This window comes from Lactobacillus sp. ESL0237 (assembly GCF_003692985.1).
In the GTDB taxonomy this organism is placed as follows: domain Bacteria; phylum Bacillota; class Bacilli; order Lactobacillales; family Lactobacillaceae; genus Lactobacillus; species Lactobacillus bombicola.
Window position 1 is genome coordinate 337796 of the sequence record NZ_REHE01000010.1, and the last position, 19847, is coordinate 357642.

The window sequence follows — 19847 nt, forward strand, 5'->3', positions numbered from 1 at the left end:
ATATACGCTCCATATAAAGTAGTTACTTACATTTTATAACTTGCTTTTTATTTATTAAAGCGCTCTATTGCATTAAATATGCTAATTGTGACTACTATTGTCTTGATTTTTCTTTCGCAATTCTTGCATCGCTTCAAGTACTTGAGCAACATCAAGACCAACAATAACTTGAATTGCCTTACCATGATGAACTACACTGATTGCTTTGGCAGCCTTAAACTGAGCATCAGTTCCTAATTTTTCTGGATCCTTAACGGAAACTCTTAACCTAGTTGCACATGAACTCAACTCTTTAATATTTTCATCCCCACCAAGTAAGTCAAGAAATGCTATTGCTCTATCAATGTAAGGATTACTCTCTGTTTTATTATTATCAAAATTTTGTGATTGTAAATTTTTTCTATTTTGATATTCCTTCTTAGTTAGTAGTTGAACTTCTTGATCATCATCCTCACGACCAGGAGTAATATAATTAAATTTTTTAATCATGAATTTGAAAATAAAGAAAGTAATAATTGCAAAAATAATACCAACTATAAATTGAATTAAAAATGTTTGCCAGTGATGGTTCCATAAGGGAATCCAATTTTCAGCAGCCATATCAATTGCACCGCCAGAAAAATTACCAACAACTCCCAAACTAAACATTACTGTATTCATAGTTGCAGCAATAATTGAGTAAATTATCCATAATATTGGAGCTGCAAATAAATAAGTAAAATCAATTGGCTCAGTAATTCCAGCAAAAAATGATGTCAAAGCAGCAGGAATAAGTAATGCTGAGGTTTGTTTTTTCTTACTCTTCTTTGCTGTTGCATAAAACGCTAAACAAATGATTGGAGCAAGAAAAACTTTTTCATTGCCATACAATTGGAAACCCATTGCTGGTGCTAATTGTTTCAAAGGATGAGTACTTAAAGCAAATTGTGATAAATGTTGTAACCAGTATGGTTGCAGTCCACCAGCAACCACTGCCGGACCGTATTGAAATGGAATATACACCAAGTGATGTAGTCCGGTTGGAATTAAAACTCTATTTAAAAAATTGTAAATCCATACTCCAATAACGCCACTCTTCACAATAAATTGCTGTATTCCACCAATTCCTAACTGAACCTTAGGCCAACCCCAACAGGTTAATACGGCTACTGGTATCATGATAAAAAAGCCTAAAATATAAACATATGTCGATCCTTGAAATGTCCCTAACCACTCAGGTAATTTTTTATCAAAATAACGATTGTGAAGCCATATTACAATTCCCGCAACAATTAAAGCTCCAATTATACTGGTATCCAATGTTTTAATTCCCGCTATTTCAGTTAATCCATAATTAGTTGAATTTTCAACAAGTTGAACTTTAGCAAAATTAGGAATACCAAAATTTTTACCCCAGTGAGTTAAAATTGCGCCAATAAAATAATTATAGGTCATGTAAGTGATTACAGATTCCATTGCCGCTCTGCCTTTTGACTTGTTAGCCAGCCCAATTGGGAGTCCAACAACAAAAAGTAGTGCTTCTTGCTTAAAAACTGTCCAGCCGCCTGCTGAAATTGTATCCCAAATAGAATTCCAAGTAGTTCCAGGATTAGCTAGTGATCCTAAGACTTGTTGATTTGTAAATAAACTACCTAGCGCAACAACAATTCCTGCAAAAGAGAATAGAAGCACAGGTACAAACATTGCGGCACCAAATTTTTGAAACTTTTGCATCATAAGTAACTATCCTCCCTAGCAATTACTTAAGTTCTGGCCAATATGGCTTATTAACGGGGATCATATCATCAAGAATCTTTTTTGCCACCAATGCATCAGGAACTGTTTTATTAAGTGCAAAAGCTTGCCACATCTTGGTATATGACTTTTGTTCATAGGCATCAACAACTAGTTTTTCACATGTTTGTTGTTCCATAATCATTCCACGCTCAAATACTCCAGCTTCACCAGTTGCCATTGCTTGAACACCATCAGAACCAAACCAACAAGGCACCTCAACAATTGAATCAGGATCAATATTAGAAATAGCACCATTGTTAGCAATATTAGCAAAAAATTTCTCATGGGTGTTATAAGCTATAGCATGACAAATATCAACAATATAATTTGAATGCTCAACACTTGCTTCCCATAAATTACCTTTTGCTGTACCAGCTTTAACAATTCTTGCACATTCTTCAAAAACCAATTTTTCACGATATTCTCGAATTTCATCAGTTCGTGTATGATTTGGATCTGCATTGGAAACTTCATATTGTGGATAATAGTAATATTGCAAATATGTATTTGGTAATGCTTCAGGATCAAGGGCAAAACAGTCCTTAGCTTTCTTAAAAGTTTCAGCCCAACTTTCCTCTGTATCTTTATCAAATTCACCCCCAATCCAGTAACCATTTTTTGAAAGATGTTCTTTTAATAGTGGAGTCAAATCTTTACCCGTATTTTTATCTCTAACTTCTTTCCACCAACCAAAATGATTAAGTCCGTAGTAATTAACATCAAGATCATGGTAATCATTTAATCCACAAATTTGTGCCATTCTAGTCATAATTGCTACTGGCATATCACAAATGTTAATGACTCTTGAATTTGGTCTAAATCTACGACAAGCCTCTGCAACAATAGCAATTGTATTAGAATAATTAATCATCCAAGCATTAGGTGAATATTTTTCCATCCAATCAATAATCTGTATAATTGCAGGAATTGATCTCAAACCATATGCCATTCCACCGGGTCCTGTTGTTTCTTGACCATTAACTCCATATTTTAATGGTATTTTTTCGTCATGGTCTCTCATTTCATATTTACCTACTCTGATTGACCCCATTACAAAATCAACATCAGTAAATGCCTCTTCCGGATCAGTAGTATATGAAAACTCAATTTCTGGTGCACGCTCTTTCATAATAATTGCACACGCGTCACCAATTTTCTTTTGTCTGTTTGCATCATTATCATAAAACTTCAGTTTTCTTAATGGAAACCTATCCTCATTAGCAATTAAACTTAATACAAAGCCAGGTGTGAAGGTACTTCCTCCACCAGCAATCACAACCGAATAACGTTTATCATTTTTAGACATTTGTTTTCTCCTTTAGTTCATATATCCATATGAAGCGGTATTATTTTTGTAGCTAGCTTACAAGTTTATTTATAACATTTTTTCTACTTTTTGTATGCGCTTTCTTTAAAAGAAGACACGTATTTCATAACTTGAATTATTTGTTTCATTTTAAGAAATATTTTTCAAAATTCTTAATTGGTACTATACTTAACTACAGCTAAGCAAAAGCCATATCTCAAAAAAGATATGGTTTTCCCTTTTATTTATCAATCATCTGGTTCACTAGTTGCTGCACGTGAAATTTTCTTTTATCGCGCTAAAAAATAATATACTAAAAAGTCTAAGTTCTCGAATTTGAGAACTTAGACCTTTTATTTAAGAATTATTATTGTGGTAACTTGTCTAAATTAAAATAAGTCATATCAGTGAATTTTTGCTTACCATATTTTTGAGCTAATTCTAACGTTGTAAAGTACTGATTGACTACTTTACCTGTATAATCTGCTTCAAAGACAACTTTAACGGTTTGCCCATCTATGTTTTCTTCATGCATGGTATAAGCTGTGGCCATCTTGGGAGCATGGTCATCCACTGGTCCAATCACGGTCCACTTTAATCCCCGCATCTTGCGTGTTTTTTCAATTCTCATCGCTTTTTCATAATACTTGTCGAACTTACCTGTCATTTGCCAAGGATATTTATTCGTTCCCTTAACTTTGCCAACAACATAGACAACGGCGTAAAGCTTTTTGCCATTAGTCCCAGGTCTTGAAAAAGAATGCTTAGTGATCTTCATTGGTGACATATTTGAAACTTGGGTATACCATGTCCCGCGTAAATTTTGCGGTAAGGTATAGCGTTTGCCAAGGCCGTATTTATTACCTTCTACGGCCGCTTGAATAGTTTGTTCAGGGTGCACAGCAACCGTAGCTACTCCTGCTAAGGACAGCCCCAAGGTCGTAATTAAAGTAATTATTTTTGCTTTTTTCATTTACTTTTCTCCTTTTCTGTAAGCATGACGGTTTCAGTATATGCTACAAATTATACTTCTTAAGATTCTTATTAGCAAACGCTTACAATAAGTATATTTAATTAATACTTAATTGTTTTAAAAAAATAAAACCGCATTCCATAGTGGAAACGGTTTATATCAGTCAAATTTATCTTGTTTAATTATCCGATAAATAGAAATCATTAAAACTAAAATTGAACATAACATTGCAATATATGCCATAGGTCCTATACTGATAGCCGCCATCGCCTGCTCATGCGCTAATCTATTTTCCATCGCATAAGCCACAATCCATTTACGCATTAAATAAGGGGTTAGTAATAAATCCACCGTAGCAATCAATGACGCAACTAAAGTGGCATTACGAGCATGTGGTTCACGAAAAAATTGAGCCAATACACAGAATGCCGGTGCCAACATTAAAAGTAAAACCCATATAATAATTAAACGACCTGCATTACTATTCATCATTTGCGCACTATTAGTAGCATAGCGATACTTCCCCCATAATTGTCCCCCAGTTAAGGTATTAAGTAAACTTAAGAAATATGACCCTTGTTGTCCATAAATACCCGCACGATTTGACAAAATTCCTTGAATTACTTGTAACCCATCAGTTGAGCCTGCAGTTGAAAAATTAACCGTTACAACTTTTTTCATATAAGTTGCTAAAAACATAATAATTGAGCCACCAAATTGTAGCGAACGTAGCATACTTAATTTTCGTTGCGCTTTTAATTTAAATTCTAAACTCAATACTTGATTGGGATGATGGCTACGCGCAATCACCAACACACCTACTATCACCAATAATAGTAATAAAACTAATAGTAACCATAATTTAGCCATTATAAAGAAAATCGCTAATACTATAACTGTAACTGCTAAATAAGGCCGATCAGAAAATATTTCCCAAAAATTCAATTTGAGATGACGATAGTTAGTACGCGCTTTTTCAGTTTGAGATGTGCGCACCGTTGGGGAAGAACTACCGGCTTTTTCATTATTTGTCATGTATTTTTTACGGTACTCATTTCTAGTAATATGTGACTGCTTACCCATAGAACAATCTTCCTTTCAAAAGTACTATCCTAACACGTTTTAAGTATAATTTTTATGGTTTAGTAAATTCTTATTAAATTTATTGTGCTAGAATAAAAAAGACGATAATTTTTAATAAATTAAAAAAAGAAAGATGAGGGAATTTTGACACAATCGACTAAATTACCAGCTAATTGGCACAAAGCTTTTTATACCTTGTGGTTAGGCTGCTTTATTACCGGCATGGGCTATTCAATGACAATGCCTTTTATCTCATTATTTATTGCTGACTTAGGTCACTACACGCAATTACAAGTTAGCCTTTATTCCGGACTAGCTTTTGCAATGACTTTTATTGCCCAGGCAATAGTTTCACCTTATTGGGGAAATTTAGCTGATCGTAAGGGCCGCAAATTAATGTGTATGCGGGCATCTGGGGTAATGGCTTTAACAATCACAGCAACCGGTTTTGCACCTAACGCGATCTACATTATTGTAATGCGTTTTATTCAGGGCGCTTTTTCAGGTTATATTAACAATGCAACTGCTTTAATTGCTGGAGAAACCCCACACCAAAAAAGTGGTTGGGTTATGAGCCAGATGATGACCGCTGGAACCGCTGGTAACTTAGTAGGACCCCTTTTAGGTGGTGTTCTCTCAAACTTTTTTGGTAACTGGCTTGGAGGTGCTTGGGGCTATCGAATTCCTTTCTTTATTACAGGATTTTTGATGGTACTAGTTTTCTTAGGATCAACTTTTTTAGTTAAAGAAGATTTTACTCCCGTTTCGCGAGCAGAAATGAAACCAATGAGCGAAATTATGCATACTTTACCACATGTAAAATTAATTGCTGCTATGTTTGTCACCACTTTACTAGTCCAAGCTGCTAACATGTCAATTGATCCCATCGTTTCGCTTTATGTTAAATCAATGATGCCTAATAGTAAAAATATCGCTTTTGTCGCTGGAATTGTTGCTGCAACTCCTGGTCTTGGTACTCTATTAGCTGCATCTAAAATTGGCCACAAAATGGATGAAATTGGTCCACTTAAAATTTTACGTGTTGGGTTAATTGTTGGTGGTATTCTTTTTATTCCTATGGCACTTACACATTCACCTTGGATCTTAGCTGGTTTGCGCTTCTTGCTTGGAATTGCCAGTGCCGCAATGCTTCCCGCTGCACAAACAGTCTTAACTTTAAATACACCATCTGAAAGTTTTGGCCGTATCTTTAGTTATAATCAGTCTTTCCAAGCCGTAGGTTCTGTCTTTGGCTCATTAATGGGTTCCACAATTTCCGGTGTGTTCAATTATGCAACCGTCTTTTGGACGACCGGACTGATGCTAGCAATTAACTTCGTCTTAATTATCCTATTTAGTCTTAAAAGCAACAATAAATAATATCAACTTAGTGATTAGAAGTTTTGCACTTAAATCCTTATATTGCGCTGAAACCTCTAATAACTAAAAACTTAACTGAATTTCAATTTATTTTATATGTGATTATTAAGATTGATACAAATAATTACTTACTAAAATTATTCAATAAAAAAAGCGTGATTTTAAATATCACGCTTTTTATTGATAAATAATTAGAGTTAGTATTACTTACTTGCTGCTTTACCAGCATCAAAGTATTTCAAACTGCCGATTTCACCAGCAAGCTTAAACTTGCCATCCTTATAAACTAATTTAGTAACCGCATCATTGGCCATTCCAGTTCCTTGATATTCTGGATAGTTTTGTGTCGATAAGAACAAGTTAATGGACATACCTGAACTAACTACCAAGACATTGCCACCTTTTTTCTGTTGCTTCTTAGCAATCATGGTCAAAACTTCAGTCATACGTTTTTCAACCGTCCCTGAGCTTTCTGCGCGATATTGCGCTGGAAGATTAGTATTCAACTTGTTTTGTTGATCTAAACCATAATAACCATCTTGCATCTTGTTTTGCAACATTTTACCGGTTTTTGCTTGAAAATCTTCGAGGCTAGTATAACCTAAATATTCTGCAATTTCCGGTACATTTTTAGCAATATCTGGTCGACCTTCGTAACTGCCATAATTACACTCACGCAAACGTGGATCTACTTTCAGTTGCACTTTTTTGTTACCAGAATATTTCAAGGCCCCTTTAGCCGTTTTTTCTTGCCGAGATAAGTCGCCCGAATAAGCAGCACTAAACTTAATACCTTTTAAGCCCTTCCCTAGATATTCTGCACCCTTAATGCCGTTTTCAGTTAACGTAAAGTCGCTCCAACCTTGCGCTAAATGCATCACATTAGCAGTAGTTTCTCCATGACGAGTTAAATAAATTGTTACTGGCTTATTGCTTTTACCTTTAGCGCTAACTGGATGTACACTAAATGAAAATGCACTGACTACACTAATTAATAGTACTAAAAAATGGGACAATTTATGTTTCATTTTCTTACTCCTAAATTATAAATTTTAGCTTAAATCTGCTCCATTAGTGGAGATAACTTGCTTATACCAATCGAATGACTTCTTCTTGAAACGGTTAAACGTTCCTTGACCTTGATCATCTTCATCGACATAAATGAAGCCGTAACGCTTAGACATTTCACCTGTTGAAGCACTAACTAAGTCAATACAGCCCCAAGGGGTATAACCCATCACATCAGCACCATCAGCAATTGCTGCAGAAATAGCTTCGATGTGTTCACGCAAATAATCAATGCGGTAATCATCAGCTACATAATTGTTCTCATCCGGCTCATCTACTGCACCCAAACCATTTTCCACAATAAATAATGGCTTTTCATAGCGATCAGATAATTGGTTGAGCGCAATTCTTAAACCAGCTGGGTCAATCTGCCAACCCCAGTCGCTTGACTCTAGGAATGGATTCTTAACACCACCCATTAAGTTGCCGTTAGCCGTTTCTTGATTTTCATGTGTTACATCAACAACAGATGACATGTAGTAGCTAAAGCCAATATAATCAACTGGATATTTGGCTAATAATTCTAGTTCCTCGTCAGTGTAGTCAATATCAGATAATTGAACCCCTTGACGGGCTAGCAAACTCTTCGTATATGCTGGGTAATGGCCGCGTACTTGCACATCAGCACAGAAGAAATTATTAGCTTGATTAGTTTGCAAAGTAGCCAATTGGTTCTTAGGATTTGAATCGTAGCTATAAGTTGTCGCATAAAGAATCATGCAACCTATTTTCATTTCTGGATCCAATTCATGACCAATTTTAACTGCTTTTGAGCTAGCAACAAATTGATTGTGCCAAGCTTGATAAACGTTCTTCTTATCTAAGGCACCATTACTTACAGTTAAGCCCTGACTCATGATTGGAAAATGAGCTGCACTGTTGATTTCATTAAAAGTCATCCAATATTTAACTTTATCCTGATAACGAGTTAAAACAGTTCGAGCAAAGTTTTCAAAGAAACCAATTAACTTCTTATTCTTCCAGCCACCATATTCTTTAATTAAATGTAGCGGCATTTCATAATGCGAAATAGTAATAACTGGTTCAATATTATTCTTTAAACATTCATCAATTACGGCATCATAAAACTTCAAACCTGCTTCGTTAGGTGTTTCTTCATCCCCATTAGGAAAAATTCGGGACCAAGCAATTGAAAAGCGATAGCACTTAAAGCCCATTTCACCAAACAATTCAATATCTTCTTTAAAATGATGGTAATGATCTATACCAATGTGGTTAGGATAGACTTGCTTTGCATCAATTGAAAAGTCAAAATCTGGTGAAGCGATTATCTTCATTCGATCCTTACCACCAGGTAAAACATCAGCTACTGATAGACCTTTACCGTCTTCTTGATAAGCACCTTCTAATTGGTTAGCTGCAGTAGCACCACCCCATAAAAAGTCTTTAGGAAAATTATTTGTAGTCATCATATACTTCTTTTACTTCTTTCTTTACTAATTATTTCAAATCTAGTAGTTGATCGCCAAAGGTCACATTACCACTAGTTAGAACTGTAACATCTTGATAGCTATTTGAATTAGTAACAACAATTGGTGTTGTTACCGGATAGCCAGCCTTCTTAATTGCCGCCATATCAAATTCAATCAAAGGTTCACCTGCCTTAACAGCTTGATCCTTCTTAACTAATATTTTAAAACCTTTTCCATCTAATTCAACCGTATCCATTCCAATATGAATCATTACCTCAGCGCCTTTTGCTGATTTAAGACCAATTGCATGTCCGGTTGGGAACACCATTGCTACTTCACAATCAAATGGTGCACAAACTTTACCTTCCTTAGGATCAATAGCGACTCCTTTACCCATTGAACCACTAGCAAAAACTTCATCCTTAACTTCATTTAACGGCACAATTGTACCTGCTAAAGGCGCAACTAAAGTTTCAGCTTGGTTCATCGCTGTAGCGCTAGTTTTGACAACTGGTTCAGTTTGAGCTGCTGAAGCTGCTAAATCAGTATTGTTTGCAGCTTGACCATCACTTGGAGCATCAACACTATTTTTTCCAAAGAGCATTTGTAATAAGAACCCTAAGACAGTTGCCACAGCCATAGCAATCATTAAGCCGTAAACTGTCCCATCAACACCATTTTTACCAATTGCACCTGGAATTGAGAAGATGCCCATTCCAGCCATGATATAGAGCTTTGTACCAAACATACCAATTAGTCCACCGCCAATACCAGAGGCAATACAACTGATAATAAATGGCTTTTTACGTGGAAGTGTTAGTCCATAAATAGCTGGTTCAGTTACCCCAAAAATACCAGATACAAAAGCTGGAATAGCGATACTACGAGTTTTTTCATTCTTAGTTTGGAAAATCATTGCTAAAACAACACCAGTTTGCGCAAATGAAGCTGCCAGCGATAGACCAACAATTGGATCAAAGCCCATAGCGGCAATGTTAGTCATCATCACCGCAACAAAGCCCCAGTGCACACCAAAGATTACAAAGACTTGCCAGAAAGCACCCATTAAAATACCAGCTAAAATTGGACTAAAGTTGTAAATAGCACTAATAACTGCAGCAATTGCATTACCTGCCCACGTAGCCACTGGTCCAATGACTAAAAAAGTAACCGGTACAGTAATCAAAAGAACAACAAATGGTACTAAGAAAGTTTTAACCACATCAGGAATAATCTTACGCGCAATTTTTTGTACTTTTGAAGCAAACCAAATTGCTAAAATTATTGGGATAACTGATGAAGTATAATTCATCGAAATAACAGGAATTCCAAGGAAAGTCATGTGGACTGGAGCTTGCAAAATTGTGCCCTTGAAAACCGTAAAGAGTGCTGTTTTACTACCAGCCATAGCTACGATAGTTGGGTAACACAAAGCAGCTCCTATCGTTGCACCTAGATACTCATTAATCCCAAACTTTTTAGCTGCAGAAATACCTAAAATGATTGGCAAGAAGTAGAATAAACTGTCACCAATGGCATTCAAGATCATGTAAGTCCCAGAATTGGCTGTTACTAAGCCAAAAGACAAAAACATTGCATTGAAACCCTTAATCATTCCGGCTGCACAAAGTGGTCCTAAAATAGGGTTAAAGATACCAGAAATCAAATCAATAAAACGATCAGCGATGCTCATGTTACTGTTATCAACATAATCATCACTAACTGCACCGCCATCGCTAAAGCCACCGACTTTAATTAAAGTATCATAAACATCGGCAACATTATTACCAATAACTACCTGGTATTGCCCCCCAGATTTAACTAATGAAAGTACTCCATCAGTCGCTTTCATCTTTTCGTCATTTGCCTTTTTCTCATCTTTCAATTTGAAACGCAAACGTGTCGTACAATGCACCACGCTAGCGACATTATCTTTACCACCAACATTGGCGATAATTTCTCGACTTAATTCTTCGTAAGCCATCTGATCCTCCTAATAAAAACAACAAAATAAAAACCCGCAAACCTAAAGAAGACCCCTTGCATCATTGCAATAGACTTTTCTTTACGTTCTCGGGTTAATGCCTGTAAACAGTAACACACCGTACAAACTAATATTTAAAATTACTCTGATTCCTTAGCTTTACTGTCTCCTTGTCGATGCGTTACCCGCCAAACATGGAGTGTTAAATAAACTTCATCATCAGGTTGTAATTTCCAACCGGCCTGTTTAAGTAAATAAGTGCCAATTTTCAAAACTGTTTCGTATGACTTTTTGTACTTTACCTTCATCAATTCTAATAGAGACTGATCTAATTCACTACCATTATCTTCATCATTAATTTGATAAAGGTGACGCACCATAAACGAACGTAAATGGGTCATAAAGCGATTAAAATTGAAAGACTCCGTATCTAATTGCATACCATATTGATACTCAATTATTTCAACTACGCCACTAATTAGTTTAGTAATTTTGACAGTATCTTGGAGTCTCGTCTGCTTAGAACTGGCATTAATAAAGTGATAAGCAAGATAGGCTACTTCTGATTTAGGAAAAGAAGAGTTAGTTTTTTGTTCAATTAAAGCTAAAGCCTCTTTTGCAACAGTATATTCTTTAGGAAAAAGTTTCCTTATTTCCCAGCTGAGCGTATCCGGACCCAAAGTAAAGCCTTCGTCTGTCCTTTTAAGCATAAAATCAATGTGATCAGCTAAAACTAAATATTGGTAATCAGAAAATTTTACTTTTAATTTGATTGATACTAAATTGATAACATCAGTAGTTAGTGCCAAAGTCCGCGAATCGATATCTTTAACACTATCAATCATTTTAATGTTCTTTTCAACAGCAACAAAACGTCGCGTTATTTTTTGTTCATCAACAAAATCGCCCGGCTTTTTGCCAAAACCAATTCCATTACCAATTACTACCCAATCAACATCAAATTCATCTGACACCAAAGCAGCATTGTTGTTAAAATTTTTAATAAATTTCACTCAGCTTACTCCTACTTCAATAAAAAAACCTATGAGCAGCATGAAAAACTTGTTGTTCATAGGTTAATGCCTGATCGAATCAGTAACACACTTATTTACTTAAAAGATTATACATCATTGTTAAAGCGATTTCAACAATTATTTGTTATTTAAAGTTTTGATTTTTGGCATTGCAATTACTTATAGTCTTGTAGTTTGTCAAAGTATCTATTTTAATATAAAGTACATGCAAAGAAATTTATTTTTTAAAAAAGGATAATTATATGACTAAAAAAAAGCAAAATTATTCAGCTAAAAATAAACTATGGGCCTCCATCCGCTTATTAGTTAGTGGGCTACTATTTTATTCAGGAGTTGCTCTAATCTTTTTTGGTTCTGGTTTAGGAAACTCATACTTGGTTCAATTAAATGCTGAACAGGCCAGTTCCAAGCTAACAGCTAAAAAAGCAGATCAAAATAAACAACATAAAACAACTTATGATGCTAGTAAGACTGAATCAATTACTACTAAGCGTTTACTTACTTCTAGACACAAAAAAGCATATGCCATTGGCCAAATTGCAATACCGGCCGTTAACATCCATACCCCTTTATTTGCAGGCTATGGTAGTCATAATCAAAATTTAGCTTATGGCGTAGTAACTTGTCTACCTGAGCGAATTATGGGGGGACAGAATAATTACGTTCTGGCTGGGCACTATATGGGAACTTATGGTGGAGCTGTTTTAGACAACTTACACCTCGCTAAAGCGGGCGACATAGTCTACGTGACCGACTTACATCATATTTATGCTTATCGTATTCAAAACATATCTTTTACTATTAAACCCACCCAAGTCGAAGTAGAAAATAATGTACAAAAAAAGCGACTACTTACCCTAATTACTTGTTCTGATTTCAATACTTCTAAATATGGTTATGGTGCTCACCGTACAGTGGCTCAAGGAGAACTAATCGGCAAAGCAAAGGCGACTAGCAAGAATCTATTGGCAGCAGAACTTACCGGAAAGCAGGAATCTAAGCAAACAAGAAAAATAACCCTAGTAACTGATAAAGGTCATAAAACAATTGCCCCTCAAAAACAAACTAGCTTAATTACACAGCCTAGTTTTTTTCAAAATACTAGGACATTAAGCACAATTATTATTTGCTTAACAATTCTGTTCTTATTAATCATAATTGCAGCGCTAAGCAAGATTTGGTTTTAATTGCAGTATACTTCACTAATTTATAATTAGAAGTTTTTTTATATTAAAACTAACTCTATACTAAATACATTTTTCGTAACTGCTGGTAATCCATGATACTAAAGCCTAATTCTTTTTTGAAAAAGGTAGCAAAGTCACCCCAGCCCTGACGAATGGTTTCGGTAATGCCTTTAATTGCAATTCCTTCCCCCTTAGTTACATTCATCTTAGCGACCATTTGGGAAATCTCATCATTACTGGGCAGCTGACGCGAAACCGCGAAATCGTAAAGCTGGTTAGTTAACAGATAATCGCGGGCAATTGTGTCATCCGCAATTCCCAAAGCCATTAACACTAAGACTGACACCATACCGGTTCGATCTTTACCAGCACTGCAATGATATACTAAGGCTTCCTCTTCGGGTAAGGTTAAAAGTTCAGCAAATACTTTAGCAAACATCGTCTGACTATGTGCATTAAGTAAAGTTTGCTGGTAAATTCGACCCATAAAATTGTTATTTAGACTGGGTAGTTGACCCAAAAACTGAGAATTATAATGTTCCTTTGATTTATCGGCCCCGACTTCAGCATATACAGGGATATCAATCAACTTGACATTTGCCCATAAAATATCTGGCGCAGTATTTTTTTCGTATTGCGAACGCAAATCACAATCAGTAGTAATCCGCAATTGGGCTAATTTTTTTTGATCACTTGCGCTTAAAGAGCTGAGCGAATCTGAGCGATAAATTTTATTCCATTTAACTGTTTGTCCATTTTCATTTTGATAGCCACCAATATCTCTAAAATTTAGTGGTCCATCTAATTTAATGATTCGTTTGTGTGCCAACTTACTCACTCTTTCCTACTTGTTCAATGCTTCTTCACCATGAGCAAAAACTTGCGTAGCTTTAACCGCCCTTTTCCATCCTTGATACAAGCGGTTGCGTTCTTCCTCTACCATTTGGCATTCAAAAGTTTTGCCCACAACAAATATATCTTTTAATTCATCAAGATCTTTCCAATATCCTACTGCCAGCCCTGCTAAAAAGGCTGCGCCTAAAGCAGTTGTTTCTAATGTTTGAGCGCGTTCAATTTTAATTCCTAATAAATCAGCTTGAAATTGTAAAAGATAATCATTATTTGATGCGCCTCCATCTACACGTAAAGTTGGAATTTTGATTCCTGAATCTATCTGCATTGTATCAACTACATCTCTAGTTTGATAGGCTAATGACTGCAGTGTGGCCTTAATAAAATCATTACGATTTGTTCCACGTGTAACCCCAAAAACTGCCCCACGGGCTGCCGAATCCCAATATGGAGCACCTAAGCCAGTAAATGCTGGCACAACATAAACTTCATTTTCAGATTTGGATAACTTAGCTGCTGTTTCAGATTCAGCTGCTGTTTTAACCAATTTCATTGAATCGCGCAACCATTGAATAGCACTCCCTGAAACGAAAATAGAGCCTTCAAGAGCATAGTTAATTTGACCATTAAGTCCATAAGCAATAGTCGTCAATAAATTATTATCCGATTCAGTCGGTTCTTCACCAGTATTCATTACAATGAATGAACCAGTTCCATAAGTGTTTTTTACCATTCCTTTTTTCAAAGCCAATTGACCAAAAAGAGCCGCCTGCTGGTCACCAGCAATACCACAAATTGGTACTTTGCCACCAAAAAAAGTATACGAATTAGTGTAACCATATATTTCAGAATTAGATTTAACCTCTGGCAACATTTTTTTAGGAATATTTAACAATTCAAGTATATCTTCATCCCATTTTAAATCATGGATATTAAATAACATTGTTCTGGAAGCATTCGTATAGTCGGTCACATGAACTGCACCATCCGTTAATTTCCACAACAACCAACTGTCAATCGTCCCAAAAAGCAAGTCACCCTGTTCCGCTTTTTGCTGTGCACCTGCAACATTATCTAAAATCCAACGAATTTTGGTAGCACTAAAATACGGATCAATAATTAGACCGGTTTTTTTATGGATTAATTTGCTATACCCAGCATTTTTCAATTTTTCAGCCAACTTAGTTGTCTGACGAGATTGCCACACAATTGCATTATAAATTGGTTTACCAGTCTTTTTATCCCAAATTACCGTTGTTTCTCTTTGATTAGTAATGCCAATACCTTTAATCTGTTCTGGACGAATTCCTGAATTAATAATCGCATTAGCAATTGTAGTTTGAACTGCATGCCAGATTTCCTCTGCTTTGTGCTCAACCCAACCTGGTTGTGGAAAATATTGCGGAAATTCCTTTTGTGAAGAAGCAACTTTTCGACCTTGATGGTCAATAATCATTGCCCGCGTTGAGGTTGTTCCTTCATCAATTGCCATAATGTAATTTTTCGCCATAAATTGTCCTTTCTATAAGAAAGCGGTTCATCATAATTTTACTACCCCACCTTGCTTTTACAAGAAATAATTATAGCATTGTCCTTATTTTTTAAGTTATACTGTGAACATAAAACTTTTATTTAAAAGAGGATTACATAATAATGAAAAAAGAAATTATTACTCTGACAATTGCAGGGAATGATAGTGATGGTAGTGCTGGAATGACTGCAGATTTACATTCATTTTATGCCCGAAAAGTATATGGTATGGGGCTTTTAACTGCCGCTGTTGCTGGAAACACCACGGGAATCTATGCCCAAGAAGTAATGCCCATTTCATTTATTCAAAAGCAATTTGATGTTCTAAATGATGACTTTGCAATTTCAGCTCTTAAAACTGGAATGCTGGCTAATAAAGAAATTATTACTTGCGTTGCAGCTAACTTGCGTAAATATGATATGGGTAAGATTGTCATTGATCCTGTTATTATGACTAAACATGGCAATACCCTGCTTGACGATGACGCTTACCAAGCTTTCTTAGATGAACTACTACCACTTGCTGATATCATTACACCTAATTTTTATGAACAACAAAAATTAACAGGGCTTTCTTTGGATTCAAAAGAAGAAGTGCTGATGGGGGCAAAAATGTTACAAGCAATGGGAGCGAAGAATGTTTTAATGAAGGGGCGCCACGATAGTCCTTACCAAACCCAAGTAACCGATCTACTGCTGGCTGCTGACGGTCAGGTTTATGAATTTACTAAGCCGTTTATTAATACTGAACGAATTAACGGCACAGGCGATACCCTATCAGCAGTTATTGCTGCTGAACTTGCCAAAAAAATGTCAATTATTGACAGTGTTAAAATTGCTAAAGATTTTACTTATGAAGCAATCGCTCATCCAATTGAAGTTGGCTCAAAATATGGTCCAATTAATCATTTCGCTGCCCAAGAAGATATTGAATAATTATCTTTTGCTCACGCTTTACCTTTAGGATATACTTTAACCAAAGAATAGAGGTAGAGATAAAATGGCAGATAAATCAATTAAAATTGCATACTTATACGAAGACCTAATGAATACCTATGGTGATTCTGGTGATGTCAAAATTATTCGCTATTTACTAAAAAAACAAAATTATACAACTCAAATAGATAATATTTCTTTAAACGATAGCTTTGACGCTTTTGACTATGACTTTGTTTTTTTTGGTGGTGGCCAAGATTTTGAACAAACTGTAGTTGCCAAAGACTTACCACGTCATAAAGATACTTTAACCAACTATATCAATAGTGACGGCCCAATGTTAGGTGTTTGTGGGGGCTATCAATTAGTTGGTACTTATTACAAAACTAATTCTGGCATTACAATTAAAGGACTAGATATCTTACCCTTCCACACCGTTTTTAAGTCAGATAAGCGAATGATTGGTGATACTAGGTATCTGAGCGACTGGGGTGAAGTTAGTGCCTTTGAAAACCATTCAGGACAAACATATTTTGATGATAAAGAAAAACTGCATCCTTTAGGCAAAATGATTGAAGGTTATGGTAATAATCCCCAAGATAAAGTCGAAGGGCTACGTTATCATAACTTTATTGGTACTTATTCTCATGGACCATTATTAAAAAACCTTAATGTCGCCCAAGCAATTGTTGACATGATTTTGGCTCGGCATGAAAAACGACTTGCGGCTCAATAAGGAAACTGAACTACTAGCTAGTTCAGTTTTTTATTTCCACTGCTCTTTTGCGTAAGCCATTTGCCAAAACTGTAATTCGTAGTAGCTACTGCGAATAAAAGCTGTTTGCATCATTTGACGATCAGTTGCGGTGGCTTGACTAGCCAAAATATTTATTAATTGCAAAATATGTGTCACATTGACCTCATACCAGTCACTATCATAAGTATCTATCCATGTTTGATAGAGTGCTACGGGTGAGCCAACTTTAGCTAATTTTTGCCCAATTTCTTGATACAACCAATAACAAGGAACAATTGCAGCTATTGCTGGGGCAAAGCCATCACGTTCGAGTGTCAGATACATATGATTGACATAATTATACGCCGTAGGCGCAACCGCTGTTTGTCTAATTTCCATTGGAGTAATTTTTAATTCCGTAAAAAAATCACTGCGGACAGACCATTCGCAAGCCTTAAGATCTGCTTCACTCTGCAATAAAAATTGTTTGATTTGCGGATTACCTGCTTGTTCAGCTAATAGATGATGGAACTTACTAAATTCAACTAAATAATATCGATCCTGCAGTAAATAAAACCGAAATTTTGTTAACGGTAGTTGGCCACTTTGTAATTCTGTAATGAAAGGATGCACCAGACTTTTTTGCCATATATTTTGTGCTGCTTGATGCAATTGCTGCGTGAAACTCATTAATTTGCCTCTTTTCTACTTTATTAATTTTATTCTTATTTTATGCCTATTTTTAATTGTATTAAACAGAAAAAATCATTATAATAGAAAGCGATAACACGAGGGGAGCCCCCATCGCGGCTGAGATGGAACTACGTTCTAGACCCTTTGAACCTGTAAGCTAATTCTTGCGTAGGAACGTGTCAATAACCGTTAAGCTTTGACACATGATAGTGTCAAAGCTTTTTATTTACGCAAGTAGGCTAGTGCAATTGTTGGAGGTTGAAATGAAGTTAAATATTCTCAATGAATTACGAGAAAAAAATCCGGTTGTTTTAAATGCTGCTAATTTTGTCACCGTTCAAGATGTTGCTAATAGTTTAAATGCTATTGGTGCTTCACCAATTATGAGTAAGGAAATTGCCGAAGCCGAAGAAATGGTTAAGATGGCTTCAAGCGTTACCCTTAATCTCGGCACCTTAACCCAGTTGCAAATTGCCCAAATGAAAAAAATAGGCGCTTTAGCTACCCAAGATAAAAAGCCTATCGTATTTGACCCTGTCGCTGTAGGAGCGGTTAATTATCGTCTGCAAACAGCGCAGGACCTCCTCCACAGATTTCCAGTTAGCATAATCCGTGGTAATGCTGGCGAAATTGCAGCTTTAGGGGGTTTTGAATGGAATGCCCGAGGAATTGATGCCGGTTCGGGTTCAGGTAATCTTGACCAAATCACCCAAAAAACGGCTCAAAAATTGGACTGTGTTGTTATTGCTAGTGGTGCAACAGACACAATCAGCAATGGCAAGAAGATTGCACATGTTTACAACGGCACCCCGCTATTTCAAGCCCATGTTGGCTCAGGTGATGTACTATCTAGTATTGTGGCAGCTTTTGCATCAGTTGGGGCTGATCCATTTGAAGCAGCTCAAACTGCCACCTTGGTATTTGCAGCTACTGGCGAATTACTAGCTAAAGACCATCCAAAAATTGGCCCTGGCACGTTCGGTATGCATCTGATAGACTACTTGGCTAAAGTTCAAGTTGCCGATATTGAAAAAATAGCAAAATTTGACTAAAGGACGGCTTTTTATGACTGAAAAAATTAATTCTTTCCCCCAAGTATTAACAATCGCTGGAACCGATTCTGGTGGTGGTGCTGGTATTATGGCCGATCTTAAGACTTTTCAAATGCAAAAAGTTTTTGGTACAGCAGTGGTGGTAGCTGTTACCGCACAAAATACCCTTGGTGTACAAGACTCTTTTTTAATACCATTAGAACTAATTGACGCACAATTTACTTCACTTGCCGCTGATTTTAAGATCCGTGCCTGCAAAACAGGAATGCTTGGCGATGCAGCTCACGTGCATCAAGTTGCTCTTAACCTAAAAAAGTATGATTTTGGTCCCATTACAATTGATCCCGTAATGGTAGCTAAAGGCGGTGCACCCCTGCTAAGTAAGGATGCTGTTAAAACTGTCAAAGAGGAACTTTTACCACTTGCAGATTTAGTAACACCCAACTTGCCCGAAGCTGAAGTACTGACGGGAATTAAGGCAAGCAGCGAAAAACAGTATCCCGCATTAGCTCATGCCTTACAAGAGATGGGTGTGAAAAATATTCTAATCAAAGGTGGTCATGCTGAAAATGAACTAGTACGCGACTATGCCCTCTTAGCCGATGGTACCGATTTTTGGATTAGCAGTCCACGTACCCACACCAAAAGAACTCATGGCACCGGTGACACTTTAGCTGCAACAATTACAGCTCAGCTCGCTCACGGTCAAACTTTAAGTGCTGCAATTAAACTTGGTAAACAATACGTAGCCAAAGCTATCGCAGAAACCATCCAAGTTGGCCATGGTCACGGACCACTTAATCATTGGGTAAAAATAAACTAGG

General features: G+C 36.3%; 17 protein-coding genes and 1 riboswitch. Of the genes, 6 read left to right on the plus strand and 11 right to left on the minus strand.

What is annotated here, in order from left to right; genetic code table 11:
- Positions 1 to 81: 81 nt before the first annotated feature.
- The 4 genes from F5ESL0237_RS06955 to F5ESL0237_RS06970 form a co-directional block, all read right to left on the minus strand.
- Positions 82 to 1716, minus strand: a complete 1635-nt coding sequence (locus tag F5ESL0237_RS06955; RefSeq protein ID WP_122025001.1) for an alpha-glucoside-specific PTS transporter subunit IIBC — start codon at positions 1714 to 1716, stop codon at positions 82 to 84.
- Positions 1717 to 1738: 22 nt separating this feature from the next.
- On the minus strand, positions 1739 to 3082 hold the full coding sequence (locus F5ESL0237_RS06960; RefSeq protein WP_122025002.1) for a 6-phospho-alpha-glucosidase: 1344 nt from the start codon (positions 3080 to 3082) through the stop codon (positions 1739 to 1741).
- A gap of 367 nt (positions 3083 to 3449) precedes the next feature.
- Positions 3450 to 4055, minus strand: a complete 606-nt coding sequence (locus F5ESL0237_RS06965; RefSeq protein WP_122025003.1) for a hypothetical protein — start codon at positions 4053 to 4055, stop codon at positions 3450 to 3452.
- A 159-nt stretch (positions 4056 to 4214) separates the two neighbouring features.
- Positions 4215 to 5138, minus strand: coding sequence for a cytochrome C5 (locus F5ESL0237_RS06970; protein ID WP_122022289.1), 924 nt, complete (start codon positions 5136 to 5138; stop codon positions 4215 to 4217).
- Positions 5139 to 5282: 144 nt separating this feature from the next.
- On the opposite strand from F5ESL0237_RS06970, the gene F5ESL0237_RS06975 reads away from it, so the two are divergent.
- Positions 5283 to 6518 carry an MFS transporter gene (locus F5ESL0237_RS06975; RefSeq protein ID WP_122025004.1) on the plus strand — a complete coding sequence of 412 codons (1236 nt, stop codon included), beginning with the start codon at positions 5283 to 5285 and terminating at the stop codon, positions 6516 to 6518.
- A gap of 203 nt (positions 6519 to 6721) precedes the next feature.
- On the opposite strand, the gene F5ESL0237_RS06980 is transcribed toward F5ESL0237_RS06975, so the two are convergent.
- The 4 genes from F5ESL0237_RS06980 to F5ESL0237_RS06995 form a co-directional block, all read right to left on the minus strand.
- Positions 6722 to 7546 carry a histidine phosphatase family protein gene (locus tag F5ESL0237_RS06980; protein WP_122025005.1) on the minus strand — a complete coding sequence of 275 codons (825 nt, stop codon included), beginning with the start codon at positions 7544 to 7546 and terminating at the stop codon, positions 6722 to 6724.
- Positions 7547 to 7570: 24 nt separating this feature from the next.
- Positions 7571 to 9016, minus strand: a complete 1446-nt coding sequence (locus tag F5ESL0237_RS06985) for a glycoside hydrolase family 1 protein (protein WP_158592439.1) — start codon at positions 9014 to 9016, stop codon at positions 7571 to 7573.
- A 31-nt stretch (positions 9017 to 9047) separates the two neighbouring features.
- Positions 9048 to 11003, minus strand: coding sequence for a beta-glucoside-specific PTS transporter subunit IIABC (locus tag F5ESL0237_RS06990; protein ID WP_122025007.1), 1956 nt, complete (start codon positions 11001 to 11003; stop codon positions 9048 to 9050).
- 140 nt (positions 11004 to 11143) lie between these two features.
- Positions 11144 to 12016, minus strand: a complete 873-nt coding sequence (locus tag F5ESL0237_RS06995; RefSeq protein WP_090092606.1) for a PRD domain-containing protein — start codon at positions 12014 to 12016, stop codon at positions 11144 to 11146.
- A gap of 263 nt (positions 12017 to 12279) precedes the next feature.
- On the opposite strand from F5ESL0237_RS06995, the gene F5ESL0237_RS07000 reads away from it, so the two are divergent.
- Positions 12280 to 13224, plus strand: coding sequence for a class A sortase (locus tag F5ESL0237_RS07000; protein WP_122022294.1), 945 nt, complete (start codon positions 12280 to 12282; stop codon positions 13222 to 13224).
- A gap of 55 nt (positions 13225 to 13279) precedes the next feature.
- On the opposite strand, the gene F5ESL0237_RS07005 is transcribed toward F5ESL0237_RS07000, so the two are convergent.
- Together F5ESL0237_RS07005 and glpK are read right to left on the minus strand one after the other, a co-directional pair.
- A complete protein-coding gene (locus tag F5ESL0237_RS07005) occupies positions 13280 to 14053 on the minus strand; it encodes a tyrosine-protein phosphatase (RefSeq protein WP_122025008.1) in 774 nt (257 codons plus the stop codon).
- Between the two features lie 15 nt (positions 14054 to 14068).
- Complete coding sequence (glpK, locus tag F5ESL0237_RS07010) at positions 14069 to 15586, minus strand: glycerol kinase GlpK (RefSeq protein ID WP_122025009.1); 1518 nt, start codon at positions 15584 to 15586, stop codon at positions 14069 to 14071.
- A gap of 143 nt (positions 15587 to 15729) precedes the next feature.
- Between glpK and thiD (F5ESL0237_RS07015) the strand changes: the two genes are divergently transcribed.
- Complete coding sequence (gene thiD, locus F5ESL0237_RS07015) at positions 15730 to 16542, plus strand: bifunctional hydroxymethylpyrimidine kinase/phosphomethylpyrimidine kinase (protein ID WP_369931604.1); 813 nt, start codon at positions 15730 to 15732, stop codon at positions 16540 to 16542.
- Positions 16543 to 16606: 64 nt separating this feature from the next.
- Complete coding sequence (locus F5ESL0237_RS07020) at positions 16607 to 17278, plus strand: type 1 glutamine amidotransferase (protein WP_122025010.1); 672 nt, start codon at positions 16607 to 16609, stop codon at positions 17276 to 17278.
- Between the two features lie 30 nt (positions 17279 to 17308).
- Here the strand turns inward: F5ESL0237_RS07020 and tenA are convergent, their stop codons facing one another.
- The gene (tenA, locus tag F5ESL0237_RS07025) at positions 17309 to 17968 is read right to left on the minus strand and encodes a thiaminase II (protein ID WP_122025011.1); all 660 of its coding nucleotides are present in this window, start codon (positions 17966 to 17968) and stop codon (positions 17309 to 17311) included.
- Between the two features lie 91 nt (positions 17969 to 18059).
- Positions 18060 to 18163, plus strand: a riboswitch (TPP riboswitch).
- 71 nt (positions 18164 to 18234) lie between these two features.
- Between tenA and thiM the strand changes: the two genes are divergently transcribed.
- On the plus strand, positions 18235 to 19023 hold the full coding sequence (gene thiM / locus F5ESL0237_RS07030) for a hydroxyethylthiazole kinase (RefSeq protein ID WP_122022306.1): 789 nt from the start codon (positions 18235 to 18237) through the stop codon (positions 19021 to 19023).
- A 13-nt stretch (positions 19024 to 19036) separates the two neighbouring features.
- Complete coding sequence (gene thiD / locus F5ESL0237_RS07035; RefSeq protein ID WP_122022307.1) at positions 19037 to 19846, plus strand: bifunctional hydroxymethylpyrimidine kinase/phosphomethylpyrimidine kinase; 810 nt, start codon at positions 19037 to 19039, stop codon at positions 19844 to 19846.
- Position 19847: the final 1 nt, after the last annotated feature.